A 25325-nucleotide genomic window follows, 5' to 3' on the forward strand; every position below is an offset into this window, starting at 1 on the left:
GGCATCCGAATACCAGCTCGTCGGTCGGCTCAGCCACGGTCCGGCCCACCCGCCACCGACCCGGCCGCCGACGCGACCCCCAGCCCGAAGCGGTCCCGCAGGAAGGCGGCCGCCTGCTCCTGCGCCCGGCGACCCGCGTCGAACACGCCGGGCATGGCGAAGAATCCGTGGATCATGCCGTGGTAGCGGGTCAGGTCGGTGGGCACGCCAGCGTCCCGCAGCCGCCCGGCGTACCGCTCCCCCTCGTCGCACAGCGGGTCGTGTTCCGCGGTGATCACCAACGCCGGAGGCAGGCCGGACAGGTCCTCGGCGAGCAGCGGCGAGGCGAGCGGGTGGGCCGCGTCGGCCGGGTCGGCCAGGTAGTGCCGCCGGTACCAGTCGACCGAGTGCCGGTTGAACAGCAGCGCGTCCTCGTCGCCGGCCGGCCCGGCGCCGGGCCGCTGGTCGGTGTTCGGGTAGACCAGCAGCTGGGCGGCGAGCCGGGGGCCGCCGTCCGCGCGGGCCAGCAGGGTGACCGCGGCGGCGAGGTTGCCGCCTGCGCTGTCCCCGCCCACCGCGAGCCGGTCCGGGTCGACCCGGTACTCGTCGGCGTGCCCGGCCAGCCGGCGCAGCGCCGCGTAGCAGTCCTCCACGGCGGCCGGGAACCGGTGCTCGGGGGCCAGCCGGTAGCCGACGGTCACCGTCTGGCAGGGCGTGGCGTTGGCCAGCCGGCGGCAGATCCCGTCGGCGGTGTCCACGCTGCCGAGCGTCCAGCCACCGCCGAAGAAGTAGACCAGCGTGGGCAGCGGGCCGTCACCGGCCGGCCGGTGGATGCGCACCGGGAGCGGCCCGTCCGGGCCGGGGAGGTGGGTGTCGCGTACCTCGTGGACCGGCTCGACCGCGCCGGCGCCGGCGCGGATCGCGGCGAGGTCGGCCGCGCGGGCCTCGGCCAGGGTCTGCGTGTAGAGCGGTGCGGTGCCGGCGGCCGCCCGTTCGGCCCGGTACGCGACCACCTGCGGATCGAGCGCCATCACGTCCTCCTAGTTGCCGGTGGTGACGAAGAGCTTGTCGATGCCGCGCAGGAACAGGCTGCCGCTGTACGTGAAGGGCTGGGTGATCGTCAGACGGGGGAAGCGGGCGAAGAGCCGGGGCAGGGCGAGCCGCCCCTCCAGCCTGGACACCGCCGAGCCGAGGCAGAAGTGCAGTCCCACCCCGAAGGCGAGCGACGGCGGGCCGGCGCGATGCGGGTCGAAGCGGTCCGGGTCGGGGAAGCGGGACGGGTCGCGGTTGGCCGCGGCGATCAGCAGCAGCACGTTCTCGTCCCGCTCGACCGGTACGCCGCCCAGCTCACTGTCGCGCGGCGCGGAGCGGGCCAGGAAGTGCACCGGGCTCTCCATCCGCAGGACCTCGTCCACGCAGCCCCGGGCCAGCGCGTCGTCGCCGGGCAGCGCGGCGACCACGTCGGGGTGGCCCAGCAGCAGCGGCAGGCCGTTGCTGAACATGTAGACGGTGGTGACGAAGCTGGCGTTGAACAGCACGATCAGGTTGCTGATCAGCTCTTCCTCGGTCAGCTCGACCCCGCCCGCGTCCAGCACCTCGACCAGCCCGCTGATCAGGTCCTCGCCGGGCTGCCGGCGCCGGTGGGCGATCAGGTCCCGGTAGTACGCGCGCAGCTCGTCGGCGGCCTGGTTGGCCCGGGCCAGCCGTTCCGGGGTCTTGCCGGCGACGTCCATGTACTCGTCGATCCAGTCGACCCGCTGCCGGTACCAGGCCAGGTCGGCCTCGGGCAGGCCGATGAACTCGGCCATCACCAGCGCCGGAACCGGGTACGCGAAGTCGGCGACGAAGTCGACCTCGCCCCCGTCGGCGCCGGCCTCGGCCAGCCGGTCCAGCCGCTCCTCGACGACCCGGACGATCACCGGCTCCAGCGCGCCCAGCCGGCGCGGGGTGAACGTCTTCGCGAAGACGGCCCGCATCCGGGTGTGGTCCGGCGGGTTGATGAACATCATCGAGGTGAGGAAGGTACGCAGGATCTCCTGCTCCTGCCAGCCGGGCGGGCTGCCCTTGTACCACTCGGGGTCGCGCAGCACCTGGTCGACCAGGTCGTACCCGCCGGCGACGGCGGTGACGGTGCTGTGCTCGGCACGGGTCGGGATGGCGCTGATCGGCCCGTGCTCGTGCAGGGCCGCGTACCACGGATAGGGGTCCTGCCGGCCCGGCTCGCTGTACAGGCCGGTCAGGATCTCGTCGACGTCCATCGTTCCTCCCCAGGATCGGCGGCGGGGGGGGGGGGGGGTGCCCCCCCCCCCCCCCCCCCGGGACCCCCCCCCCCCCCCCCCCGGGCCGGGGGGGCCCCCCGCCCCGGGCCCCGGGGGGGGGGGGGGGGTGTGGGGCCCCCCCCGCGAGCCCCGCCGCCCCCCCCCCCCCCCGCCCCCCCCCGGGGGGGGGGGGGGGGGGGGGGCGCCCCCCCCCCCCCCCCCCCGCCGGTGTCACAGCCCGAGCAGCCGCAGCGGTACGGCGTCCGCCATCGCCTGGGCCCCGGTGTCGTTCGGGTGGATGTGGTCCCCGGCGTCGTACGCCGGCAGCAGCCGCGCGGGGTGCTCCGGGTCGCGCAGCACCGCGTCGAAGTCGAGCACCCCGTCGAACTCGGTCGCGCCCGTGCCGCGCAGCCAGCTGTTCACCGCCTGCCGGGTGGCCTCCTTCTCCGGCGTCCACACCCCGGGGCCGCCGTTGCCCTCGTACGGCGTGATGGTGCCGACCAGGCTGGTCAGGCCGCGGGCCTGGGCCTGCCGGTTGATCTGCCGCAGGGAGGCGATGATGCCCTCCGCGCTGTCGCCGTTCATCCAGATGTCGTTGATGCCCAGGTGGGTGATCAGGGTCCGCACCCCGGTCTGCGGGAAGACGTCCTCGTTGAGCCGGGCCAGCGCGTTCGGGCCGAGCTCGTAGTAGCCGGGGAAGCCGCCCGCGCCGGGCTCGGTGCCCTCGTGGTTGAGCCGGTTGCCGGACAGGCTCAGGTTGAGCACGCCCGGGGTGCGTACCTCGGGGCGGCCGTCGATGAGCCGCTTGGCGAGCAGGTCCGGCCAGCGCCGGTCGGCGTTGACCGTGCTGCCGTTGCCGTCGCCGATGGAGTCGCCGAGCACGACCACCGCGCCGGGGCTGAGCAGGCGTTCCACGTCGATGCCGGACAGGAACATCCAGCAGCAGTTGGGCCGGATGGTGAAGCCGGAGCCGCCGGCCGCGGTGGTGAGGTCGCCGGCGCCGATGAAGTTGGTGACCCGGGACTGCCCGTGGAAGGTGACCGGGCCGGTGAGCACCGGGAAGTAGACGGTGACGACCAGGTCCTCCTGCTCCTTCACCGGGAAGGCCAGCGGGTCGCTGAGCAGCTCGGCACCCTTGTGGATGGTGGCCGACGCGGCGCCGTCGAAGGTCAGCGGGTGGACGCTGGCCGGGTCGATGTCGGACAGGTCGTCGGGGGTGGTGGTGTCCGGTCGGGCGACGGTGGCGTGCCCGACCTGCACGGCCTGCTCGCCGTAGAGGTTGGTCAGCCGGACCCGGAGCCGGTCACCACCGACGGTGGTCTGCAAGGTCATCCGGATGCTCTGGTTGTTCAGGCCGGTGTTGGTCAGGCCGACGGTGTTGCCGCGGGTCACCGCGGCGGCCCAGCTGCCCGCCCACTCGGTGCGCCCCGGCCGGGCGCCGTCGTTGTCGGCGGGGCCGGCGCTCGCGGTGACGGCCGGAGTGCCGGCAATCAGCATCGTTGCGGCGAAAGCTATGACGTGCCATCTCTTCGGGGTCGGCATGGATCCTCCATCGTTGGCAGCCCCGGGCGTGGCACGAGTCGGCGACACGACCCGGGCGATGGACCGGAAACTAGCCGCCGATGATGACGAGCGTCAATCAACCTGATCGACATGATCGAATGTCCCCCGGGTGCCGGCCGACGCCGTTCGGCTCTGTCCTGTCCCGACCCGGCGTGCCTAGGCTCGAACCCGGCGGCGGTGCGGTCGCCGACCCTGTCACCTGGGGGCGCTGCGATGACTGATCAGCCGAACTACGTGCACGAGGCACTGGAGCTGTTCGCCCGATTCGGCGACCGGGAGGCGCTCGTCGGGGGGAGCTCGACTGCTCCGGGTCGCGCGCGGCGACAGACGCGCCGAGCCGGAGTGGTCGCCAGGCTGACCTACCCCGAGGTCGCCGCCGAGGTGCGCGGCCTGGCCGGCGCGCTGCTGCGGCACGGCGTACGCCCCGGCGACGCGGTGCTCGTGATGCTCGGCAACCCGGTGGAGGGCCCGCTGCTGCAACTGGCCCTGCACCTGCTCGGCTGTCGGAGCATGTGGATCGCCCCGGTGACATCCCGGCGGGAGGTCGACGAGTTCGTCGCGCTGGCCCGCCCCGACGCCTTCGTCCACGACCCCCGCGACCCGGCCGGCGCGGAGATCGCCGCCGGGCTGGCCGGCGTACCGGTGCTCTGCCTCGGGCCGGACGGCGCCGGGCCGGACCTCACCGCCGGCGGCGAACCGGTGGAACTGCCCGCCACGGTGCCCGCGCCGGAGTCGTTCCTGCAGACCAGCGGCACCACCGGCACGCCGAAGCTGGTGCACCACCGGGAGAACTTCTACCGGCAGGTCCTCGCCCTGGCCGCCGACTTCCGGGCGGCCGGCCTCCCGCTGCTGCGGCACCTGTCGCACTCGCCGATGTGGCTGGCCAGCGGCCAGATCACCACGCTGTTCAACCTGTTCACCGGCGGGGTGCTGTTCCTGCGCGAGCGGTGGGACCCGGAGGTGTTCATCCGGACCGTGGACGCCGAGCGGCTCACCTCCACCTTCGTCACCCCGCCGATGCTCTACGAGGTGCTCGACCATCCGGCGCTGGACGGCGCCGACTTCTCCGCCATGTTCATGTTCAACGTGGGCGCCGGGCCCGCCGCGCCGGCCCGGCTGCGCCAGGCGATCGCGCGCTTCGGCCCGTGCCTGCGCATCGTGTACGGGCTGAGCGAGGCCGTGGTGATCTGCGCCCTGCCCGGGCTGACCGACGACCCGGAGCACCCGGAGCGGCTGCGCTCCTGCGGCCGGCCGTACGGGGACGTGGCGGTGGAGATCCGGGACTCCGACGGCCGGGTGCTGCCGCCCGGCGAGGACGGCGAGGTGTGGGTACGCACCAAGCTCAGTTTCGCTGGCTACCACGGCCAGCCCGAACTGACCGCCGAGACGCTGGTCGACGGCTGGGTACGGACCCGCGACATCGGCCACCTCGACACCGACGGCTACCTCTACCTGGTCGACCGGCTCCAGGACCGGATCCTCACCCGGCAGCGGAGCTGGCCGATCTACTCCCGCCCGATCGAGGACGTGCTCGCCGCCCACCCCGAGGTACGCGCCGCCGCCGTCATCGGCGTACCGGACCCGGTGGCCGGTGAGCTGCCGTACGCGTACGTGGTGCCCGCGCCGGGGGCGACGGTGACCGGAGACGACCTGATCGCGCTGGTCACCCGGGAGCTGAGCGAGACCTGGGCGCCCGGCGCGGTGGAGTTCGTCGACGCGCTGCCGCTGAACCGCTCCGCCAAGGTGGACAAGCGGGCCCTGCGCGCCCGGTACGCCGCCGCCCATCCGACCGATACGGACGCGGTGGGCACGGTGATCGGCAGCCCGGCGTGACCCCGCGCCGGGAGCTGTACACCCTGGTCGGCGCGGACCTGCTGTCCAACCTGGGCACCCGGATCTCGGTGGTGGCCATCCCCTGGCTGGTGCTGGAGACCACCGGCAGCCCGACCCGGATGGGCCTGGTCGCGGCGGCGGAGACCCTGCCGTACATGCTCTCCAGCGCCCTCGCGACCCCGTGGGCGGACCGGTTCGGGGTGCGGCGTACCGCCGTCACGGTCGACGCCGCCAGCGCGGCGGCGATGGTGGTGGTGGCGCTGGCTCCCTGGCTGGGGTTCGGGGCGCTGCTGGCGCTGGTCGCGGTGGCCGGTGGGCTGCGCGGCATCGGCGACCGGGTCAAGCACGTGCTGTTCAAGCCCGCCGCCGAGCGGGCCGGTGTGCCGCTGATCCGGCTCACCTCCGCCTACGACGGCCTGGCCCGGGGCATGACGCTGTTCGGGGCGGTGCTCGGCGGGCTGCTGATCGACTGGGTGGGAGTGACCCGGGCGATCTGGATCGACGCGGCCACCTTCGCGGTCTGCGCGCTGCTCATCGGGGTGCTGGTCCGGCCGCCCGCCCCGGCGGAGCCGGCGCCCCGGGAGAGCTACCTGCGGGCGCTGCGCGGCGGCTTCGGCTACCTGCGTACCGACCGGGCGCTGCTGACCATGCTGGTGGTGGTCTCGGCGTCGAACATGTTCGCCAACGCCAGCGTCGCGGTGTGGATCCCGCTCTGGGTGGACCGGGTGCTCGGCGACCCGGCCGGCTTCGGCCTGGTGCTCGGCGTGTTCTCGGGCGGGGCGCTGCTGGGTAACCTGCTGTTCACGCTGGCCGGGACGCGGTTGCCCCGCCGGTCGACCTTCGCGCTGGGGCTGGCGCTCAGCGGCGCGCCCCGGCTGCTGGCGCTCGCCCTCAGCGACGAACTGGTGGTGGTGCTCACCGTGACGTTCCTGTCCGGGGTGGCGATCGCGGCGGTGAACCCGCTGCTCGGCGCGGCCCTGTACGAGCGGGTGCCGGCGCCGCTGCAGACCCGGGTGCTGGGCATCTCCGGGTCGGTGGCCTTCCTGGGCCTGCCGGTGGGGGCGCTGCTCGGCGGCTGGTCGGTGGCGGCCCTCGGGTTGGCCCCGGCGCTGCTGGTGATGGCGGTGGCCTGTCTGGCGCTGACCGTGGGACCGCTGCTGCTGCTCCGGCCCCGCGCCGACCGCCCGGCGGCGAAGCCGGCGATGTCCACCTCGGCCTGAGCCCGGGGCCGCCCCACAGTCAGTCCAGGTCCATGCAGACGTTGTGGGTCGTGCCGTGCACCATGGTGAGGGTCTTATGGTTCGTCGGGGAGAACTCGACGACGAACTGCCCGTCGATGAGCCAGGCGCCGCGCGGGAGGTTGCCTCCGTTCTCGCCGAAACCGAACAGCACCGGCCCGGTCACGTACCAGGTCATCGAGCCGTCCGTGGCGTACTCGACCATCGCCATGCCGCCCGCGTCCACCAGGGTGCTGACCCCGGTCGCGGTGTTCGTCACCTTGGTCAGCAGGGCCCCCTGGTACATCTCCCGGCGCGGCGACCCGTCCGGGAACTCGGCCAGCACCTTCTTGCGGACCTCGTCCATCACGGCCTCGACGTGGATCGGGAAGTCGCACCGGGCGCCGGCAGGCTGGTCGAACGGCTGCTGCGGAGCCGGCACCCACCCGTGCCCGGCCCCGTCCCCGGCCGCCACCGCCGGAGTGGTGGACACCGTGGCCACCAGGGCTCCCACGACGAGGGCGGCCCCGAGGTTGCACATCCGACGCATGATCACTCCATTCATTGACGCACGATCAGGACCCAGGCTCGCCAACGCCGCTCACCAGATCCTCACCACGCGGTCCGTCACCCGCGCGCCACGATCGAACTCCGTTTGCGGGATGTGGCGGTGTCAGCGAGCGTCGGATACCGCCGTTTGCGCGACCTGAGTGGATCAACGGGTCCGCCGGCCAGCCCACCGGCCCGCGCACCCGCTCGCTGGAGACGACAACCTGAGGCGGGTGCCAGGCGGTCAACCTGACATGGAGTTCCGACTGCTCGGCCCGTTCGAGGCGTACCAGGACGGCCAACCGGTCGCGCTCAGCAACCGGCGGCAGGAGCGCTGCCTCCTCGCCCTCCTGCTGCTCGACCCGGGTCGCCTGGTCCGCACCGACCGGCTCATCGACCTGCTCTGGAACGGCCAGCCGCCGGCCTCGGCCCGAGGCGTAGTGCACACGTACGTCGGGCGGCTCCGCGCCACCCTGGTGCCGTACCGGGTCACGATCGGCAGCCGGCGCGACGGCTACCTGGTGGAGGCCGACGGATATCAGATCGACATCGACGAGTTCAGCCGCCTCAGCTACCGGGCCGGCGACGCCACCGACCCGGCCGAGCGGCTGTCGCTGCTCGATCGGGCGCTGGCCCTCTGGCGCGGCCCGCTGCTCGCCGACATCGCCGACGAGGAACTGCGCGAGCGGCTGCACGGGCCGCTGGAGGAGCTCCGCCTCACCGACGTCGAACTGAGGGCCGAGGCCCAGCTCGCGCTCGGCCAGCACGCTCGGGTGGCCGCCGAGCTGGCCCCGCTGGTCGCCCGGCACCCGACCCGGGAACAGCTCGTCGCCACCCTGATGACCGCGCTGTACCAGGGTGGCCGGCAGGCCGAGGCGCTTACCCTCTACCAGACCACCCGGCATGCTCTGGTGGAGAACCTCGGCGTCGATCCCGGGACGAGGCTGCGCGAGGTGCACCGGCGGATCCTCCGCGCGGACCACCGGCTCGACCGCCCGGGCCGCCGGCTGTACGAAGTACGGGTGCGCGGCGAGACCCTGCCGTGGAGCGTCGGCGGGCACCCGGCGCTCGACTTCTGCAACACCTTCGCCGGCTGGCAGCACTCGGCGCCGCCGCCCGGCGCCGAGTGGCTGCGCGGCTACCGCACCCTGGCGGTGTGGACCGGTCACGTCGGGCTGGTCGACGACGTCGCGGTGACCCGGCTCATCGAACTGGCCCGGCGTGATCCCCGCGAGGCAAGCGCCGTGCTCGACGAGGCTCGGGCGTTGCGCACCCGGTTGTACGCCTGCCTCACCGTCCCGGACGACCACCGCGCCTTCGACGCGGTGGCCCGCCACGCCGAGGCGGCCGCGCAGGTGCAGGTGTTCCGACGCGGCGTTGACGGCCGCGGCCGGTGGTGGGCGGACCTGCGGGCCGGGCTGCGGCTTCCGGTGCACGCGGTCGCCTGGAGCGCTGCGGAACTCCTCGCCGACCCGCGCCGGCTCACCATCCGGACCTGCCCCGATCCGGCGTGCGGCTGGCTGTTCCTCGACGACAGCGGGCTGCGGCGCTGGTGCAGCCTCGGCACGTGCGGCCGGTCGGGCGCGGGGGCCCTGTGTCACATCGCTTGAGCCACTAAAGTCGGCCCATGGCGACCTGGGACGACGTACGCCGGATCGCGCTCGCCCTGCCCGAGACCACCGAGCGCGGCTCCTACGACAACCTGCCCGCGTGGCGGGTCCGGGACAAGGCCTTCGTCTGGGATCGGCCACTGCGCCGCGGCGACCGGGAGGCGCTGGGCGACGCCGCACCGGACGGCCCGGTCCTCGGGGCCCGCGTGCCCGACCTGGGTGTGAAGGAGGCGCTGCTCGCCGACGACCCCGAGGTCTACTTCACCACACCGCACTTCGACGGTTACCCGGCCGTGCTGGTCCGCCTGGACCGGATCGGCGTCGAGGAGCTGACCGAGCTGATCACCGAGGCATGGTACGCCCGCGCCCCGAAGCGGCTCGCCGCGGCGTACCGGTCGGAGGCGCGGTGAGTTCCCCCCGTCGGCCGGACGCGATCCGGATCCCTGCAGTGGCGCAGGCCCGCGGCCAGGTGGACGGGATTGTCTTCGACATGGACGGCACGCTGATCGAGTCGCACGCGGTGGTGCCGGCGGCGTACCGGGCCGCCATCGTGGACGGCGGCGGGCCGGCGCTCTCCGACGCCGAGATCATCGCCGGGTACCCGCTCGGCCCACCGGCCGCGCTGCTGTCCCACCTGCTCCGGCGCCCGGCCACCGAGGCGGACCTCGCCGCCTACCACGCTCACCTGGCCACGCTCGCCGGGCAGGTCACCGTCTATCCCGGCGTGGCGGACGTGCTCGCCGACGTCGCCAGCCGGGTGCCGGTCGGTCTCTTCACCGGGGCCAGTCACCGGGCCGCCGAGATCCTGCTCGACCGGGCCGGGCTGCGCGGACACTTCCGGGTGGTCCTCGGCGGGGACGAGGTCGCGCGGCCCAAGCCGCACCCGGACGGCGTCCGGCTGGCCTGCCGGCTGCTGGGGCTGGATCCCCGCCGCGCCGCGTACGTGGGTGATTCGCCGCTCGACCTGCGGGCCGCCCGGAGCAGCGGCGCCGTCGCGGTGGCTGCCGGCTGGGGCCACCAGTACGACGCCGCGGAGCCGGCGGACCTGGCCGCCGGCCGGCCCGAGGAGCTGCTGTCGCTGCTCGGCTGAGCGCGGTCAGCCCGGCCGGCGCAGCGCGATGTCGACCGCCTCGTCCGGCGTGTCGACGTGCTGCGGGCCGGGCAGCGGGTCGCCGGCCGGGTCGAGGACCCGCCAGCCACCGAGCACGGCCACCGGTACGCCGCGCCGCATCGCCAGGGCCACCTCACTGAGCGTCCCCCACGACCCGCCGACGGTAACCACCGCGTCGGCGCTCCACACCAGGATCGCGTTGCGGGCCTGCCCCATGTTGGTCACCACCGCCGCCGACACGTCGGCCTCACCCGGGTCGGTGCCGTCGTCGGGGCGTACCCCGATCACCAGGCCCCCGTTGGCCCGGGCGCCGGCGGCGACGGCGGCCATCACCCCGCCGCCTCCGCCACAGAGCACGACGGCCCCGTGCTGCGCGAGCAGCTCCCCCACCCGCCGCGCCCACGCCTCCTCGCCCGGCGACGCCTTCGCCGGCCCACACACCGCCACCTGCACCCGCATCCCTCCATTGCGGCGGTTGGTCATGGGGTTAGCGGCGCGACACGCCGGGTGAAGGGCCGCCAACCTCATGATCGACGCATCGAGGGCGGGTGGGTTAGCGTGCGGTTGTGGGATCGACGTTGACCGAAGCGACGGATCCGTGGTGCCTCCGGCCGGGCGAGGCCGCCGAGCTGCTGCGGGGGCATCCGTGGCGGCGGTTCGTGGTGCTGGGCGACAGTGTGGCCGAGGGGCTGTGCGAGCCGGTCGACGGCTACTCCGACCTGCAGTGGGCCGACCGGATCGCCGCCGAGCTGCGCGCGGTCCAGCCCGGACTGGCCTACCGCAACCTGGGGCGGCGTGGGCTGCGCGCGCACGAGGTGCGGGCGGCCCAGCTGGCGTCGGCGCTGGCGTTCGGCCCGGACCTGGCGCTGGTGGTGTGCGGCGGCAACGACGCCTTCCGGCCCGGGTACGACCCGGACGCGGTCGACGCCGAGCTGTCCGTGATGATCACCACCCTCCAGGGCGCCGGGGCGAGCGTGATCACGGTCGGCATGTTCGACGTCTCGCACAGCCCCGCCGTCCCCGAGGCGCTGCGAGCGGACCTGCGGGAGCGGATGCGGCAACTGTCGACCCACACCGGTCGGCTGGCCGAGCGGCTCGGCACCCTGCACGTGCACCTCACCGACCATCCGGCCGTCGCCGACCCGTCGCTGTACAGCGGCGACGGCCGGCACGGCAGCGCCCGCAGCGACGCCATCGCCACCGCCGAGACCCTCCGCGTGCTGGCCGCCCACCTGACCACGTCGCCACGCCACGTGTCCGACGGAACACAGATCGAACGCCGGTGATGGCACAAACGTCGCCGGCTGGTTGCCACTCCGTCGCTGGGACCCCACGGTGGCGAAGGCGGTGTCCGCCGTCCACCGCAGCCGCCGCCCGGTGCCCCCGATGGCCGTCGATGCCTACTGCGCCGCCCTCCTCACCCGCTGGCGCCACCCCTGACCCCGTGTTGATCAAGAAGTTCGCGTCGGGAGCCGGGCTCCGGACGACGCAAACCTCTTGATCAACGCAGGTGGGCGGGTGGGGAGCGGGCTCAGTCGGTGAGGAGGATGCCGGTCATGAGGACGCCGCGGGCCAGGTTGAGCACCGGCTCGCAGCCGGGGTAGCCGACCCGGGCCAGGGCACCGGAGCCGGTCCGGCCGAACAGGTACGGGGCAAGGCTGTAGGGCACCTCGGCGCTGACCGTCTCCCCGGTCTCGATCTGCACGAAGTCCATCGCCACCCGGTCGGCCTCGTGGTAGCGCTGCAGGATGTTGCCGCCCGCGTCGATCGCGGCGCGGACGCCGTCCTCCCAGGCCACCGCGCTCATCTCCCGGCCGATCAGCACCCCGTGCCCGGCCGAGCCGCCGGCCGGCTTCGCCACCAGGTCGGCCTGCTCGGCCAGGGCGCGGTCCAACTGGTCGGCGGTGAGCGCCACGGTGTGCGGGACGTACCGGCGGATCAGCGCCTGGTCGGCCGCCGACAGCAACGCCAGGTCGGTCCAGAGCCAGGCGTAGTTCAGCTTGTTGCTGAGCAGCCAGGCGGCGGTGCTGACGAACATCGGCAGGGTGCCGGCCGCGAGGGCCCCGGCGACCGCGTCCAGGCCGGCGCTGGGGGTGACCCGGTTCGGCACGAACAGCCGGAACAGCGCGTCCACCGGGCCACCGCTGACGACGAGGCGCTGCTCCTCGTCCAGGGTGGCGGTGGAGACCGGGGCGATGACCAGGTCGATGCCGAACCGCTCGGCCTGGTCGGCGAGCGGGGAGAGGATCCGGATGAACGTCTCCGGGTCGTTCAGCCCCGGGTACTCGGCGTCGAAGTCCATCAGCAGCGCCACCCGGGCCCCCTCGGCCAGCCCGAGGGTGTCCCGGATCGCCACGAACCGCTGGTCCAGCAGGGACGGCGCCGGGCGGGCCGGCAGCCCGTCGAGCAGGCCGTGCTGGCGGTAGAGGTCGGCGTACCGGTAGATCACGGTGTCCGCGTCGAAGCCGCCGCCGAGGCTGCTGTCGATGTTGTACTCCACGATGCACGGCACCCCGCCGGAGAGCAGCACGTCCGGCCGGTACGCGGCGAGCAGCCCCTCGTGCAGCGGCTCGTCCTCGTCGAGCAGCTTGGTCTCCCCCGCCGGCACGTCGAGCAGCCGGCGCAGCTCGCCGGCGGTGCGGGCGCGCCGCTGGCACGCCTCCAGGATGAGCTGGGCGATCCGGTCGCAGACCTCGTTCAGCTCGCGGAACGCGTCGGCGGTGAGCACCGGTGGCCGGGCCAGCCGCCACTGCTTGTTGTACGTCGCCCGGCCGTGGTAGATCCGCTCCCATTCGGCGGCGCCGGCGGCCACCATCGCCCTGCGGGTCGACTCGGGAAGGTCGGTCCACGCCTGCTCGGCGGGCGGCCACGGGTAGTTCGGGTCCATCGGTCAACCGTCCTTCACGGTGAGTTGGATGGCGGCGGTGAGCTGGTCGCGGCCGGGCTGCACGGCCCGGTCCAGGGCGGGCGCGAAGGGCAGCACGGCGCCGTCCGGGCGGGTGACCCGGCGGGGCGGCGCGAGCAGCCGGACCCGTTCGACCACGGTGGCGATGATCTCGCCGGCGATGCCGCAGGACCGGTTGGAGTCGTCCACCACCACGAGGCGCCCGGTTCGGGACACCGACTCGACCAGCCCGTCCCAGTCGAACGGGTACAGCGTCCGGGGGTCGAAGACCTCCACCGACACCTGGTCGGCGAGGTCGCCGGCGACGGCCAGCGCGTCGTGCACCAGGTGCCCGACCGCGACCACGGTGACGTCGGTGCCGGCCCGGCGGACCACGCCCCGGCCGAGCGGCACCGGGGCCGGGTCGGTCACGTCGGCCCGGAGGTCCATCGCCCCGGCGGGGGCGAACACCACCACCGGGTCGTCGCAGCGGATCGCCGACACCAGCAGCCCGTACGCGTCGGCCGGGGTGGCCGGCACCACGGTGGTCACCCCGACGTGGGCGAAGAGACTGTACGGGTGGTCGGAGTGCTGCCCGGCCCAGCCGGTCCGGGAGCCGGAACCGGGCACCAGGTAGGTGACCGGCACGGCACACTGCCCGCCGGTCATCAGCGGGAACTTGTGGGCGTGGTTGACGATCTGCTCGAAGACCAGGAAGAGCAGCGACGGGATCTGGAACTCGATCACCGGCCGCAGCCCGGCCAGCGCGGCGCCGGTGGCGAAGCTGGTGAACGCCTGCTCGGACAGCGGGGTGTCGACGACCCGCTCCGGCCCGAACCGTTTGAGCAGCCCGGAGGTGACGTTCGCGGCGGCCACCCGGATGTCCTCGCCGAGCAGGAAGACAGACTCGTCGCGGGTCATCTCGTCGGCGAGCGCGCGGGTGAGCGCCCTGCGGTAGGACAGCCGGGGCATCAGCCACCTCCGGTCCGGGCGGTCAGCCCGCTGGCGTACAGGTGCTCCAACGCCCCGGCCGGGTCCGGGGCCGGGCTGGCCAGGGCGTACTCGACGGCCGCCGCCAGGGTCGCCTCGACCTCGGCGTCGACGGCGTCCCGAACCGACCGTGGCAGCCGCGCGCCCTGGATCGCGACCGGGTCGCGGGCGCGGCCCCGGGCCACCTCGGCTGGCGGGCGGTAGTCGAGGCGTACCACATGCTCGAAGGTGTGGTGGGCGTCGAACCGGTAGGTGTGCGCCTCCACCAGTTCCGGGCCGCCGCCGGCGCGCATCCGGGTGACGGCGGCGGCGGTGGCGTCGCGTACCTCCTCGGGGTCCTGCCCGTCCACGACGGTCGCCGGCATGCCGAACGCCGCCGCGCGGCCGCCGATGGTGCCGGCGACCGCGCCCGCGACGGGCATGGTGGTGGCGTATCCGTTGTTCTCGCAGACGAACAGCACCGGCACCCGCCAGAGCGCGGCCAGGTTGAACGCCTCCAGCAGCATCCCCTCGTTGACCGCGCCGTCGCCGAAGAAGGTCGCCCCCACGATGTCGTCGCCGCGCCGCCGGCGCGCCCACACGGCCCCGGTGAGGATCGCGCCGGCGGCCCCGACGATGGCGTTGGCGCCGAGCACCCCGACGCCGAAGTCGGCGGCGTGCATCGACCCGCCCCGGCCCCGGTTGAGGCCGGTGACCCGGCCGCAGAGCTCGGCGAGCATCCGGGCCGGGTCGGCGCCCTTCGCGAGCACGTGCCCGTGCCCACGATGGGTGCCGGTCACCAGGTCGTCGTCGCGCAGCGCGGCGCAGACCCCGGCGGCGATCCCCTCCTGCCCGAGGTACGGGTGGATGCCGCCGACGATCTCCCCGGCGCGGACCAGTTCGATGGCCCGCTCCTCGAAGCGGCGGATCAGCCGTACCGTCCGGTAGAGCCGGACCGGGTCGTGGGTCACGTCGGCTGCTGGGCGCGGTCGCCCCAGATGACCGGGCAGAATTCGGGGTCCGCGTAGTCCGGCCGGCCGTCGGGGGTGCGGCGGACCAGCACGTCGTGGTTGTACCCGGCGAGCGTGCCGTCGGAGAGCGGATACTCCCGCCAGGCGTTGCCGCCGTCCTGCAGGTGCAGCGAGATCGCCCGGCGGGGCCGGCCGCTGACGTTCGGGCCGCTGCCGTGGTAGATCCGGCAGTGGTGGAAGCTCATGTGCCCCTTGGGGATGACCATGGGGATCTTGCGGATCTCCGCGTGGTTGTGCGCGGCGTTCTCGGCGAGCATCACCTCGAGCTGGTCGCGGTTCCGGTCGGCGAAGTGCCGGACCACGGTGTCGTCGGCGCCGATCTCCTGCCAGCGGTGCGACCCGTCGACCATGGTGATGGTGCCCATCTCCTCCCCGCAGTCGTGGAAGGGGATGAACGCGGTGAGCATCCGCTCCGACGACAGGGCCGCCCAGTAGTGCTTGTCGAAGTGCCAGGGCACGATGTTGGACGGCTCGCCGGAGATCGGCGGCTTGTAGATCAGCGTGGACTGGAAGACGCGGATCTCCTCGACCCCGGCCAGCCGGGCGGCCACCGCCCCGATCAACGGCTTGCGCAGGATCCGGCCGATGACGTCGTGCTCGTAGTGCACGTAGTCGTTGTGCCGCTGCACGTCCCCCAACGCCGGCTCCCAGTACGCCAGCTTCGGCGGCCGCACGGGCAGCCGCCGGTCGCGTTCCCCGGCGTAGTAGCGGTCGGTCGCCGCGAGCAGCTCGTCCACCTCGTCGTCGGTGAACAGCTTCTTCGACAGGTACCAGCCGTGTTCGGCGTAGTGGCGCACGTCCTCGTCGGACGGCAGCAGCGCCTGCTCCTCGGCGGTCAGCACCGGATGTGTGGTGGTCATGCCCCAACCCCTCCCGCGGTGGCGGCTGCGGCGGCGGCACTCGCCCCCGCCGCGGCCAGTTCCCGTTCCTTGGCCTCGTAGAGCGCCTTGATGTTGCCGCTGCCGAAGGTGCGCGCCCCGCGCCGCTCGATGAGTTCGAGGAAGAGGGTGCGGCGCACGTGCATCGACTCGGTGAAGATCTGCAGGAGCTGGCCGCCGTGGTCGGAGTCGACCAGGATGCTCAGGTCGCGCAGCCGGTCCAGCGGCGCGTCGACCGGCCCGACGCGCCGCTCCAGGTCGTCGTAGTAGGCGGCGGGGGTGCCGGCGAAGCGCACCCCCCGCTCGGCGAGGGCGCCGACCGCGGTGACGATGTCGTCGGTGCGCAGCCCGAGGTGCTGCACCCCCGCGCCGGCGTGCCAGCGCAGGAAGTCCTCGATCTGCCCGGGCCGGCGGCTGGTGTCCGGCTCCAGCAGCACGACCGTGACCCGCTCGGACGGGCTCTGCACGACCTTGGAGTTCATCGCCTGCCCGGCGACCTCGATGTGCTCCTCGAAGATCTGCGTGAAGCCGAACACCCGCTCGTAGTGCGCGACGATCCCGTCGAGCTGGCCGGGCGGCACGCAGACCGCCAGGTGGTCGATCGCGGCGAGCAGCTTGTCGTCGTCGCCGGCCGGCAGCGACTCGACCGCCCCCGGCAGGAACTCCGTGCGGTCGCCGCGCCGCTCGACCAGGCGGTGCACCACGTCGCCGAAGCCGCCCACCTCCGCGGTCACCACCTCGGCGTCCGCGCCGGTGAAGGTCCGCGGCGGGGTCACCCCGGCGGCCCCCCGGCCCACCAGCTCCGCGTACGCCCCGGCGGCGTCGTCGACCTCGAGGGCCACCACCGCGATGCCGTCGCCGTGCCGCTGCACGTACGCCGACGCCGGGTGCTCGGCGGTCAGCCCGGAGGTGAGCAGCATCCGGATGTCGGCCTGCGCCAGCAGCAGCGAGCGCTGGTCGGCCAGCCCGGTCTCCGGGCCGCCCTGGCCGCGCAGCCGGAACCCGACTGCGGTGCCGAAGTAGAAGGCGGCCTGCCGGGCGTCCCCCACGTACAGTTCGATGTGGTCTATTCCGTTGATGTCCATCTGTCAGCCTTTCCCGATGTCCCCCCGTGACTGCCGTCCCGGGCCTGCGCCGCCCGGGTGGAACGTCGGATCACCTCCCCGCCCCGGCGGCCGGCGTCGCGGCGCCGGCGGCCCGCCGCGCCGGCACGGCGCGGCGGAGCAGCAGGCTGACGTTCTGGCCGCCGAACCCGAACGAGTTGGTCAGTGCGTACTCGGCCCGGGTGGCCCGGGGCGCCGTGCGGATGTGGTCCGCCGCGCAGTCCGGGTCCGGGTCGTCGAGGTGGTAGGTGGGCGGCAGCAGCCCGCGGCCGAGCGCCAGCGCGGTCGCCGCGGCCTCCAGCACCCCGGAGGCGCCCAGCAGGTGCCCGGTGAGCGCCTTGGTGGAGCTGACCGGCACCCCGCCGACGCCGAACACCTCGGCCAGCGCGGTGGTCTCGGCGATGTCGCCGAGCTTCGTGCCGGTGCCGTGCGCGTTGACGTAGCCGACCTGGCCCGGCTCGGCGCCCCCGCCGGCCAGGGCGCGGCGCATGCAGTCGGCCGCCCCGGCGCCGTCCGGCCGGGGCGCGGTCGGGTGGTACGCGTCGCTGTTCACCCCGTACCCGGCGACCTCGGCGTAGCCGGTGACGCCCCGGGCGGCGGCGTGCTCGGCGCGTTCCAGCACCAGCAGCGCCGCTCCCTCGGCGAGGACGAACCCGTTGCGCCGCTTGTCGAACGGGCGGCTGGCCTCGGTCGGCTCGTCCCAGCCGCGGGCCAGCGCGCGGGCGTTGCCGAAGGTGTCGGCGAAGGTCGGGAACAGCGGTGCCTCGCTCGCCCCGCAGAGCACCACGTCGGCCTCGCCGGCGCGGATGAGCCGGACCGCGTCGGCGACCGCCTGGGCGCCGGACGCGCAGGCGGTGCCGACCGCCGAGCTGTAGCCCCGGATGCCGTGCGCGATGGCGATCCGGGCCGACGGCATGTTCGGCAGGATCCCGGTCAGCAGGTACGGGCTGACCGCGGCCCGGCCCCGGGCGGCCCGGGCGAGCACCTGGCTCTCCAGCGTGGACATGCCGCCGACCCCGCCGACGATCACCCCGATCCGGTCCGGGTCGACGTCCCGCCCCACCTCGATGCCGGCGTCGGCGAGCGCCTCGGCGGCGGTGATCAGGGCGAGCAGCACGACCCGGTCGAGCACCTTCGTCTCCGGCCCGGAGGCGACGCTGCGCGGGTCCACCTCCGGCAGCACCCCGGCCACCTCCAGGCAGTCCCGGGCCGGGTGCCCCTCGGGCGGGCGGCGCAGCCCGGACCGGCCGGTGGTGAGCGCGTCGAAGGTCTCCTCGACGCCCCGGCCGGCCGGGGTGAACAGCCCCATGCCGGTGATGACGGCGGTCATGACGCCGACTCGGTCAGGTAGCGCTCGCGCAGCGCCACCTTGCGGACCTTGCCGGTCACGGTGACCGGGATGTCGTCGGAGCGGACCGGCACCACCCGGCGCAGGGTGGCGGCCAGGTCCGGGCCGAGCGCGGCGCGGATCCGCTCGGTGCGGTCCTCCGCCGGGTCGGCCCCGGCGGCCAGTTCCAGGAGCACATCGGTGACGACCGCTCCGGGTCGCGGCGCGGCGTCGGACGAGTCGAGCCGCAGCGGTCGGCCGGCCCGGTCGCCCTCCTTGACGATCACCACCGTGCAGTCGGTGACGTCGGCGCAGGCGGCGAGGATCCGCTCCTCGGACAGCGCGGTGAAGAAGCGCTTCCCGTCGCCGGCGTCGACCGAGTCGACGGCCCGGTCCAGGTGGTAGTAGCGCCCCTCGTCGTCGGCGTGGACCAGGTCACCGGTGAGGTACCAGCCGCGCAGCCGGGACCGGTAGGTGGTGACCGAGTCGTTCCAGTAGCCGCGGAACAGCGACGGCGAGTCGATGCCGAGCCAGCCGACCTGCCCCGGGGGCAGTTCGTCGCCGTCGTCGTCGAGGACGGCGACCTTGGCGAACCGGTACGGGCGGCCGACGCAGCGACCGTACCGGTCGGTGTCGACGGTGTGGGTGATGTGGAACATCGAGTGCCCCATCTCGCTGGAGCCCAGCCCGTCGATGAAAACCGACCCCGGTGCCCGGGTCACGCCCTCCCGGGTCACCACGTCCCGCGAGCCGACCTCGACCAGCCGCCGCACGTGCGGCTCGTGCGAGCAGTCGCCGGTGTTGAACCACAGCCGCACCGAGTCGAGGTCGTAGCCGGACAGGTCGAAGCGGGCCAGTTCCGCCCAGGTGACGGAGAACCCGAAGACCCCGTCCGGCCGCCACCGCTGGATCGCGTCGAGCACCCGCTCGCCGCCCTGCTCGGACAGCAGGTACATCTCCGCCCGGTTGCCGAGCGCCTGGTTGACCATCAGCACCGTCGCGGTGTGCGGGGCGGGCAGCGCGTTGAGGATCCGCCCGGTGCCCTGCGCCTGCGGCATGGACAGCAGGTGCCGGGTGGCGGCGAACAGGCTGGCGTGCGAGTGCAGCACGGCCTTCGGCACGCCGGTGGTGCCGGAGGTGTGGGTGATGACGACCGGGTCGTCCGGGTGATGCCGGTGGTGGGCCGGAGCGGCGGCCGGGTCGCCGGCGCCCGCCTCGGCGGGCTCGCCGAGCAGCGGGGCACCGAGGTCGTGCCCGTGCAGGGCCGCGGCGTGGGCGGCGTCGGCGAGCACCCCGGCGGCCCGCAGCCGGCGGATGTACTCGGCGGCGATCTCCGGCCGCAGCTTGCCGTTCATCAGCGCGGGGATCGCGCCGAGCCGGGTCAACGCCAGGAACGACAGCACCATGTCGGCGGCGGTCCCGGCCCACACGGCGACCGGGTCCCGCCGCCGCACTCCGCGTTCGTGCAGCCAGGCGGCCCGGGCGGCGACCCGCTCGGCGAGTTGGCCGAGGGTCAGCGGGTGCTCGGCCGGGTGACCGTCGACGGGGGTGTCGAAGGTGAGCCCCGGGCCGTCCGGGTCGGCGCCGTGGGCCAGCACCCGGGCGAGCACGTTGCCCGCGCCGAGCGCCGTGTCGGCGGCCAGCGCGCCGCGTAGTCCCTTGCTCCTCATGGCGTTCCTTCCCCCAGCAGCACCGCGGTCGCCTCGCCCGGCGTCCCGTCCGGCGCCTGTTCGATCAGGACCAGCAACGCCTCGTCGGCGTCGCCGTCGTACAGCAGCAGTTCCGCCTCGGCCGTGCCGTCGGCCCGCGGCTCCCCGGTCGGGCTCAGGCAGACCACCGGGCCGTCCAGTCCCCAGCGCGCCGCGACGTGCCCGGCCACGCTGTTCGGCACCGACTGGAAGAAGAACAGCGGCCCGATCCGGCCGCCGGCGGCGACCGTGGCCCGGACGTGCTCCGCGCTGGCGCGGTCGCCGCTGGCGCTGACCAGCACGACCGCCGTGCGGGTGCCGGCCGGTGCGGGACGCGCGCCGTGCCGGCGGGTCAGGCAGCGGTCGGCGACCGCGGCCACCAGCGGCGGGAACGCCGAGTGCACGAACCCGGGCACCGGGGGCGGCGCCCCGTCGCCGGGTTCCGGCCAGCGCGCCTCGGCGAGGACCCGCAGCCCGCTCACGGCGCACCGACCAGCAGGGCCGTGTTGGCGCCGCCGAAGGCCGCGTTGAGGGTCAGCGCGTAGTCGGTGACCGCCGGGCGGGGCGCGTCGGTGATCACGTCCAGCGGGCAGGTGTCGTCCGGGCCGAGGAACCCGGCGTTGACCGGCAGCTTGCCGTGCCGCAGCGCCAGCACGGTGACCACCAGTTCGAGCAGCCCGGACGCTTCGAGGGCGTGCCCGTGGACGGACTTGGTGGAGCTGACCGGGATCCGGCCGGCCCGGTCGCCGAACACCCGGCGCAGCGCCGCCGCCTCGGCGGCGTCGCTGTACGGGGTGCCGGTGGCGTTGGCGTTGACGTAGCCGAGCGCCTCGGCCGGCAGCCCGCCCCGGCGCACCGCCGCGGCGACCGCCCGGGCCAGCCCGCTCCCCTGCGGGTCGGGCTGGCAGGGGTGGTACGCGTCCCCGGCCCGGCCCCAGCCGGGCACGGTGGCGAGGGTGGGTGCGCCCCGGCGGGCGGCGGCGGTGGGTGACTCCAGCACCACGGCGGCCACCCCGTCGCCGAGCAGCAGCCCCTGCCGGCCGGCGCTGAACGGTCGGACCGCCCCGTCGGCGGCGAACGCCCGGCCGGCGTCGAAGAGCGCGTACTGGTCCGGCTCGACCAGGTAGCCGGCCGCGACGACGACGCGGTCCAGGTCGCCCCGGCCGATCAGGGTCGCCGCGTCGGCCACCGCGGTGCTCGCCGACACGCAGGCGGTGGTGTAGACCCGGGTCCGCTCCGCCAGCCCGCAGCGCCGGGCCAGGTCGGCGGCGAGCGCGGGCACCTCGGGTCCACCGTGGACGGCCAGGAACAGCGCCGCCGCGGACCGGTGCGTCCGGGCCAGCTTGGCCGCCCGGCAGGCGGCGTCGATCGCGTCGGTCAGCTCGACGGCCAGCGGGCCGACCTCGGGCAGGGTGGCCGCCACGGTGACCCGGCGGCCGGTGGTGTCGAACCTGCGGACCGGCGCGAACGCCGGGGTGCCGGTGAGCACCCCGGCGAGCAGCGCGTCGGCGCCCCTGCCGAGGGCGCTGAGCGCGTGGACGCCGGTGATCCTCAGGTGCTGCCGCTCAGCCATCTGCGGGCGCGGTCAGCGAGGTGTGGAACACCGCCAGCGCGTCGTCGACGGTGCGGATGCCGGCGAGCTGGTCGTCGCTGAGCTCCATCCGGCGGTCGTAGCGTTGCTCGACGAGGTGCACCAGCCAGGCCAGCTCCATCGAGCCGATCCGGTCCGGCACCTGGTCGACGGGTTTCGCGGTCAGTTCGGCGAGCATGCTCACCAGGTCAGCTCGCCCCAGGTCGGGCTGACCGGCCATCAGGAGCGGTCGCTCGTCGCGCCGGCCACCCGGTCGGCGACCATCGTGGTGAACTCGCCGACCGTCATCAGGGCCAGCTGCTCGGACTCGTCGTCGGCGAACTTCAGGCCGTACCGGTCCTCGACCCGCACGGCCAGGTCGGCCAGGGCCAGCGACTCGAGGTCGACCCCGGAGGGGCCCAGGGTGGTGTCGTCGTCGACGTCCTCGACGTCGTAGTTCATGTCGGCGAGCTGCTCGATGACGAAGGTGCGGACCTCGTCGCGCATGGCGTTAACCTCTTTCCGTGAGGCAGCTACCGGTGCCCGGTCGGGACACCGTGTACGTGTGGCTCGGCCGCACCGCCGGCGACCAGCGGGAGCTGACGCGGCGGCTGCTGCGGCGCGCGGGTGGCGCGCTGCTCGGCCGGTCCGGGACGGAGATCGGGGTACGGCGGGCGCCCGGCGGGCGGCCCGAGGTGTACGCCGGCGACGGGCGGACGCTGCCGGTGAGCGTGAGCCATGTCGACGGGCTGGTCGTGGTGGCCGCCCGGGCGGGCGGGCCGGTCGGGGTGGACGTCGAGCGGCGCCGGCCACTGCCCGCCGCCCCCCTCGCGGGCCGCTGGTACGACCCGGGGGAGGCGGCCTGGCTGCGGGCGCGGGACGAGGCCGGCCGGGACCTGGACTTCCTGCGCCTGTGGACGGCGAAGGAGGCGGTCGGCAAGGCGCTCGGCACCGGGCTGCGCGACGGCGGGCTGCGCCGGCGGATGCCGGTGCCAGACGGTCCCGGCGACCTGCTGCGCCCGGTGCCCGCCTGTCCCGGCGTACGGGTGGGCCACCCGGCGGCCGGGGACGGCCTGGTGCTCGCGGTGGCGGTCGGCGGGGCGGCCGGGGAGGTCGACGTCGTGCTCGCGTAGCGGGCCGGTCATGACGCCGCGTCCCGCAGCGCCGCCGTCGACCGGACCAGCTTGCCGGTGGTGGTGCGCGGCAACTGGTCGAGCAGGTGCAGGGTCCGCGGCCGCTTGTAGCCGGCGAGGCGTTCGGCGAGCAGCTTGTCCAGCGTCTCCGCGGACAGCGGCCCGTCCGGCTGGACGTACGCGGTGATGCCGCCGTCCCAGACCACCACCGCGGCGCCCACCCCGGGCAGCTCGGCGACGGTGGCCTCCACCTCGGTCAGGTCGACCTTCATGCCGCCCACCGACACCTGCGAGTCGAGCCGGCCCTGCACCGTGACCAGCCCGGTCTCCGGGTCGACGGTGCCGGCGTCGCGGGTGTGCAGCCAGCCGTCGGCCCACCGGGTCGGGTCGGCGAGCCCGACGTACGGGGACGCCGGGCAGCTCACCCACAGCTCGCCGCCGGACTCCCGCACGCGCATGCCGGGAACGGGGGCGATGGCGGGGCGGTTCGCCCCGTACAGGTCGGTGCCGATGACGCCGACCTCGGTCATCCCGTACATGTTGCCCAGCGGGACGCCGTAGCGGTCGGTGAAGGCGCAGGCGACGGCGGCCGGGACCAGCTCGCCGCCGGTGGTCATCCGCTTGAGCTGGGGCAGCGGTCCCGGCGGGGTGGTGGAGGCGAGCAGCCCGATGTGGAACGGCACGCCGAGCACGGTGGCCGGGGTGTCCTGGGCGGCGACGGCGGCGAGGATCGCGTCGCCGGTGAGCCGTTCCGGCGGCACCAGTTCGACGCCGGCGTGCAGCCCGTAGAGCAGCCCGCCGACCAGGCCGAGCACGTGCACCATGGACGGCAGCAGGATGATCCGCTCGCCGGGCAGCGCCACCCCGTCGATGCGCGTGTAGCGGTGCACCTCGCCGACCAGGTCCTCGGCGGTGCGGCCGATCACCTTCGACGGCCCGGTGGATCCGGAGCTGAGCTGGATCACCGCGTGCGGGCTGCCGGCCGAGCGGTCGGAGTAGGCCGTGATCCCCTCGGTGACGTCGACGAAGATCCGCAGCGCTCCCCCGCCGGTCCGCACCGGGGCCACCACCACCTGGGGGGTGAGCCGGCGCAGCGCCCGGTCGACCTCGTGGTCGGTGAGCCGGTGGTCCAGCAGCACGGCCTGGGCGCCGCTGCGCCAGGTGGCGAGCAGGTTCACCACGTACGCCAGCGACGGCGGCAGCCGCAGCGCGGCGGCGCCGCCGGGACGCAGCCCGGCCTCGGCCAGCCGGGCCTGCGCCTCGCCCACCAGGCGGCGCAGGGTGCCCTTGTCGACCGGTTCGGGCAGGCGAAGGCAGACGTCGGTGGGACGCCCGGTGAACAGGATGTCGTCCACCCAGCTCGCCTCTGCCGCCACAGGATCTTCCGCTACAGGATGCACAGTCACGACCGTCCACCGCCCAGCCTCAAAGTGGCCGAAATACGCCCAACAGGTGCGTTACCCGGGGTGCTGACGAGACCCTACGGCAGCCCTTCGAGACATAGCTAGATGCAAATGGCTAGATCAGGAAAAGCGGCTGGGTGGATTGCCGCGGCTCGATCGGACAGGGCAGGATCGCGATTACGCCGGCTCCAGTACACCGCCGGCCGCCGCCCCTTGCCCGGCAATCGCCGGCACCGTGACGGGGACGCCGCTCGCCCGGCGAGGATCCACAACAACCACCGGCACACCCGGTGCACGTGGTGAACACCGCACTAACGGAGCACGGCTTCGCCGAGGGGCGTACGCCGATAGCGGATCTCGTGCCGGTGTCGTTCCCCGGCGACGAACCCGGCGTCGCGCAGCACCGACAAATGCTCGGAGACCGTCCCGGCTGCCAGCGCGTGGCGGTGGGCCAGCGTGGTCGTGCTGGTCGGCTCGTCGAGGCCGAGCAGCAGCACCGCCCGGGTTCTGCCGATCAACCGACCGAGAGCCGCATGCCGATCGGTGGACAGGGGCTGCCAGAGCGTGCCGAGCCCGCGCGCCGGATAGATCACTGTGGGCTGCCACGGCGGGTCCACGATGACGACGACCTGATCCCACTTGAAGGCGCCGGGCACCAGGACAAGCCCATCGCCTCGCAGATCGCGATGCTCGTCGTCGCCGTACTCGCGGGTCAGCACGCCGTTGTTCCAGCGCAGTCGTGGATGCAACTCGGCGAACAGCCGGTCCAGGCCGCCTTCGGCGAGCCGCCGGGTCTGAAAGCCCACATCGGCGTCAAGCAGCCCGCGCACTTGCGGCCAGACCGGTTCGACCAAGACTTCCCACGCCTGCCTCACGGCATCCGGCGGCGGCGCTCGGTGATCCAGATGTCCAGCTCGCTGCGCAACATCGGGCAGCCCGGGGAGAGCGTCCGGCTGCTGACCGAGGAGCGCGAGCGCGGCTCCGACGAGCTCGACGACGCGGTCAGCGCGGCGCTCGCGCTGGCACTGACCAGCGTCGGCCGGGAGCGGGAGGCAGTGTCGATCGCCGTCGGGGCGCTCGCCAAGCACCTGCCGCGCTACCAGCGGTCGACGGCCAACTACGCCCGGCTCCTGGTCGAGCCCGACTGATTCGCCGACCAGACGAGTAAAGCCGAAGTCAGGGGTCAACGTCTGGGCACAGCGAAAGAGCCTCCAAGATC

General features: G+C 74.4%; 26 protein-coding genes. 8 read left to right on the top strand and 18 right to left on the bottom strand.

Annotated features, from left to right (window positions below; all coding sequences use genetic code 11):
• Positions 1–29 precede the first annotated feature (29 nt).
• The 3 genes from ACFYM6_RS19130 to ACFYM6_RS19140 form a co-directional block, all read right to left on the bottom strand.
• The gene (locus tag ACFYM6_RS19130; RefSeq protein ID WP_387277155.1) at positions 30–1010 is read right to left on the bottom strand and encodes an alpha/beta hydrolase; all 981 of its coding nucleotides are present in this window, start codon (positions 1008–1010) and stop codon (positions 30–32) included.
• 9 nt (positions 1011–1019) lie between these two features.
• Positions 1020–2237: a cytochrome P450 gene (locus ACFYM6_RS19135; protein WP_387277157.1), complete on the bottom strand. Its 1218-nt coding sequence runs from the start codon at positions 2235–2237 to the stop codon at positions 1020–1022.
• 231 nt (positions 2238–2468) lie between these two features.
• Positions 2469–3779: an SGNH/GDSL hydrolase family protein gene (locus ACFYM6_RS19140; RefSeq protein WP_387277159.1), complete on the bottom strand. Its 1311-nt coding sequence runs from the start codon at positions 3777–3779 to the stop codon at positions 2469–2471.
• Between the two features lie 234 nt (positions 3780–4013).
• Between ACFYM6_RS19140 and ACFYM6_RS19145 the strand changes: the two genes are divergently transcribed.
• Together ACFYM6_RS19145 and ACFYM6_RS19150 are read left to right on the top strand one after the other, a co-directional pair.
• On the top strand, positions 4014–5633 hold the full coding sequence (locus ACFYM6_RS19145; protein ID WP_387277161.1) for a class I adenylate-forming enzyme family protein: 1620 nt from the start codon (positions 4014–4016) through the stop codon (positions 5631–5633).
• On the top strand, positions 5630–6853 hold the full coding sequence (locus ACFYM6_RS19150; RefSeq protein ID WP_387277163.1) for an MFS transporter: 1224 nt from the start codon (positions 5630–5632) through the stop codon (positions 6851–6853). The genes ACFYM6_RS19145 and ACFYM6_RS19150 overlap by 4 nt, the downstream gene beginning before the upstream one ends.
• Before the next feature lie 19 nt (positions 6854–6872).
• Here ACFYM6_RS19150 and ACFYM6_RS19155 read toward each other — a convergent pair whose 3' ends face one another.
• Complete coding sequence (locus ACFYM6_RS19155; RefSeq protein WP_387277165.1) at positions 6873–7400, bottom strand: hypothetical protein; 528 nt, start codon at positions 7398–7400, stop codon at positions 6873–6875.
• A gap of 253 nt (positions 7401–7653) precedes the next feature.
• On the opposite strand from ACFYM6_RS19155, the gene ACFYM6_RS19160 reads away from it, so the two are divergent.
• The 3 genes from ACFYM6_RS19160 to ACFYM6_RS19170 are packed head-to-tail and all read left to right on the top strand — an operon-like array spanning position 7654 to position 10099.
• Positions 7654–9009, top strand: a complete 1356-nt coding sequence (locus ACFYM6_RS19160; protein WP_387277166.1) for a BTAD domain-containing putative transcriptional regulator — start codon at positions 7654–7656, stop codon at positions 9007–9009.
• A gap of 17 nt (positions 9010–9026) precedes the next feature.
• On the top strand, positions 9027–9419 hold the full coding sequence (locus ACFYM6_RS19165; protein WP_387277168.1) for an MmcQ/YjbR family DNA-binding protein: 393 nt from the start codon (positions 9027–9029) through the stop codon (positions 9417–9419).
• A complete protein-coding gene (locus tag ACFYM6_RS19170) occupies positions 9416–10099 on the top strand; it encodes an HAD family hydrolase (protein ID WP_387277170.1) in 684 nt (227 codons plus the stop codon). The genes ACFYM6_RS19165 and ACFYM6_RS19170 overlap by 4 nt, the downstream gene beginning before the upstream one ends.
• A 6-nt stretch (positions 10100–10105) precedes the next feature.
• On the opposite strand, the gene ACFYM6_RS19175 is transcribed toward ACFYM6_RS19170, so the two are convergent.
• Complete coding sequence (locus tag ACFYM6_RS19175; protein WP_387277172.1) at positions 10106–10603, bottom strand: dethiobiotin synthetase; 498 nt, start codon at positions 10601–10603, stop codon at positions 10106–10108.
• An 83-nt stretch (positions 10604–10686) separates the two neighbouring features.
• Between ACFYM6_RS19175 and ACFYM6_RS19180 the strand changes: the two genes are divergently transcribed.
• Positions 10687–11406 (top strand): SGNH/GDSL hydrolase family protein, encoded by a 720-nt coding sequence (locus tag ACFYM6_RS19180; protein ID WP_387277174.1) that lies wholly within the window; start codon positions 10687–10689, stop codon positions 11404–11406.
• 245 nt (positions 11407–11651) lie between these two features.
• Here ACFYM6_RS19180 and ACFYM6_RS19185 read toward each other — a convergent pair whose 3' ends face one another.
• The 11 genes from ACFYM6_RS19185 to ACFYM6_RS19235 form a co-directional block, all read right to left on the bottom strand.
• The gene (locus ACFYM6_RS19185; protein ID WP_387277176.1) at positions 11652–13007 is read right to left on the bottom strand and encodes a hypothetical protein; all 1356 of its coding nucleotides are present in this window, start codon (positions 13005–13007) and stop codon (positions 11652–11654) included.
• 3 nt (positions 13008–13010) lie between these two features.
• Positions 13011–13976 (bottom strand): alpha-ketoacid dehydrogenase subunit beta, encoded by a 966-nt coding sequence (locus ACFYM6_RS19190; RefSeq protein WP_387277178.1) that lies wholly within the window; start codon positions 13974–13976, stop codon positions 13011–13013.
• Positions 13976–14944 carry a thiamine pyrophosphate-dependent dehydrogenase E1 component subunit alpha gene (locus ACFYM6_RS19195; RefSeq protein ID WP_073836274.1) on the bottom strand — a complete coding sequence of 323 codons (969 nt, stop codon included), beginning with the start codon at positions 14942–14944 and terminating at the stop codon, positions 13976–13978. Before ACFYM6_RS19195 ends, ACFYM6_RS19190 begins: the two co-directional genes overlap by 1 nt.
• Positions 14941–15864, bottom strand: coding sequence for a phytanoyl-CoA dioxygenase family protein (locus tag ACFYM6_RS19200; protein ID WP_387277181.1), 924 nt, complete (start codon positions 15862–15864; stop codon positions 14941–14943). The genes ACFYM6_RS19195 and ACFYM6_RS19200 overlap by 4 nt, the downstream gene beginning before the upstream one ends.
• Entirely contained in the window at positions 15861–16967 is a 1107-nt protein-coding gene (gene hppD / locus ACFYM6_RS19205) for a 4-hydroxyphenylpyruvate dioxygenase (protein WP_387277183.1), read from the bottom strand. The genes ACFYM6_RS19200 and hppD overlap by 4 nt, the downstream gene beginning before the upstream one ends.
• 70 nt (positions 16968–17037) lie before the next feature.
• Positions 17038–18315: a beta-ketoacyl-[acyl-carrier-protein] synthase family protein gene (locus ACFYM6_RS19210; protein WP_387277185.1), complete on the bottom strand. Its 1278-nt coding sequence runs from the start codon at positions 18313–18315 to the stop codon at positions 17038–17040.
• Positions 18312–19982 carry a class I adenylate-forming enzyme family protein gene (locus ACFYM6_RS19215; protein ID WP_387277187.1) on the bottom strand — a complete coding sequence of 557 codons (1671 nt, stop codon included), beginning with the start codon at positions 19980–19982 and terminating at the stop codon, positions 18312–18314. Before ACFYM6_RS19215 ends, ACFYM6_RS19210 begins: the two co-directional genes overlap by 4 nt.
• A complete protein-coding gene (locus ACFYM6_RS19220; protein WP_387277189.1) occupies positions 19979–20482 on the bottom strand; it encodes a beta-ketoacyl synthase chain length factor in 504 nt (167 codons plus the stop codon). Before ACFYM6_RS19220 ends, ACFYM6_RS19215 begins: the two co-directional genes overlap by 4 nt.
• Positions 20479–21573, bottom strand: coding sequence for a beta-ketoacyl-[acyl-carrier-protein] synthase family protein (locus ACFYM6_RS19225; RefSeq protein ID WP_387277191.1), 1095 nt, complete (start codon positions 21571–21573; stop codon positions 20479–20481). The genes ACFYM6_RS19220 and ACFYM6_RS19225 overlap by 4 nt, the downstream gene beginning before the upstream one ends.
• Entirely contained in the window at positions 21566–21811 is a 246-nt protein-coding gene (locus tag ACFYM6_RS19230) for a hypothetical protein (protein ID WP_073836267.1), read from the bottom strand. Before ACFYM6_RS19230 ends, ACFYM6_RS19225 begins: the two co-directional genes overlap by 8 nt.
• The gene (locus ACFYM6_RS19235) at positions 21811–22077 is read right to left on the bottom strand and encodes a phosphopantetheine-binding protein (RefSeq protein ID WP_073836266.1); all 267 of its coding nucleotides are present in this window, start codon (positions 22075–22077) and stop codon (positions 21811–21813) included. Before ACFYM6_RS19235 ends, ACFYM6_RS19230 begins: the two co-directional genes overlap by 1 nt.
• Positions 22078–22094: 17 nt before the next feature.
• On the opposite strand from ACFYM6_RS19235, the gene ACFYM6_RS19240 reads away from it, so the two are divergent.
• Complete coding sequence (locus ACFYM6_RS19240) at positions 22095–22703, top strand: 4'-phosphopantetheinyl transferase family protein (RefSeq protein WP_387277194.1); 609 nt, start codon at positions 22095–22097, stop codon at positions 22701–22703.
• Positions 22704–22711: 8 nt separating this feature from the next.
• Here ACFYM6_RS19240 and ACFYM6_RS19245 read toward each other — a convergent pair whose 3' ends face one another.
• Positions 22712–24058 carry a class I adenylate-forming enzyme family protein gene (locus ACFYM6_RS19245; RefSeq protein ID WP_387277196.1) on the bottom strand — a complete coding sequence of 449 codons (1347 nt, stop codon included), beginning with the start codon at positions 24056–24058 and terminating at the stop codon, positions 22712–22714.
• A 359-nt stretch (positions 24059–24417) separates the two neighbouring features.
• The gene (locus ACFYM6_RS19250; RefSeq protein ID WP_387277359.1) at positions 24418–24960 is read right to left on the bottom strand and encodes a DUF5937 family protein; all 543 of its coding nucleotides are present in this window, start codon (positions 24958–24960) and stop codon (positions 24418–24420) included.
• Between ACFYM6_RS19250 and ACFYM6_RS19255 the strand changes: the two genes are divergently transcribed.
• Positions 24850–25254: a tetratricopeptide repeat protein gene (locus ACFYM6_RS19255; RefSeq protein ID WP_387277198.1), complete on the top strand. Its 405-nt coding sequence runs from the start codon at positions 24850–24852 to the stop codon at positions 25252–25254. The genes ACFYM6_RS19250 and ACFYM6_RS19255 overlap by 111 nt on opposite strands.
• Positions 25255–25325: the final 71 nt, after the last annotated feature.

Source organism: Micromonospora sp. NPDC006431 (assembly GCF_042870725.1).
Taxonomy (GTDB): domain Bacteria; phylum Actinomycetota; class Actinomycetes; order Mycobacteriales; family Micromonosporaceae; genus Micromonospora.